Annotated in this window: 1 pseudogene; it reads left to right on the plus strand. The window is 66.5% G+C overall.

The features are described 5' to 3' along the window. Positions 1-636 (plus strand): annotated as a pseudogene (locus AQZ50_RS19900) (2-oxoglutarate ferredoxin oxidoreductase subunit alpha); the annotation flags it as partial.

Genomic DNA, 636 nt, shown 5'->3' on the forward strand with positions numbered 1-636 from the left:
AGGCGATGGGCCTTGCGGTGATGACCGAGCTGCCGCTGGTGATTGTCAATTCGCAGCGCGGCGGCCCGTCGACCGGCCTGCCGACCAAGACCGAACAGTCCGACCTCTATCAGGCGGTCTATGGCCGCAACGGCGACACGCCGATCCCGGTGATCGCCGCGCGCAGCCCGTCCGATGCGTTCGATTGCGCGATCGAGGCGGTGCGCATCGCCACGCGCTACATGACCCCGGTCATCCTCCTGACCGACGGCTATATCGCCAATGCCGCCGAGCCGTGGAAAGTGCCCGATCCGGCGAGCTATGCGCCGTTTCCGGTGACGTTCCTTGAAGAACCCAACGGCCCCGACGGCACCTTGCTGCCGTTTGCGCGCAACGAAAACGGCGCACGGCCCTGGATCAAGGCGGGCACGCCCGGCCTGATGCACCGGATCGGCGGCATCGAGAAAAATCCGCTGACCGGCGACATCGACTATTCGCCCGCCAGCCACCAGACGATGACCGATCTGCGCAAGGCCAAAGTCGACGGCATCGCCAAAAGCATTCCGCCGCAGGAAGTCACGCTGGGCGAGCCGGGCGGAAAGCTCGTGCTGGTCGGCTGGGGCAGCACCTACGGCCCGATCCATCAGGCGGTGCGTC

The organism is Novosphingobium sp. Fuku2-ISO-50 (assembly GCF_001519055.1).
Lineage (GTDB): Bacteria > Pseudomonadota > Alphaproteobacteria > Sphingomonadales > Sphingomonadaceae > Novosphingobium.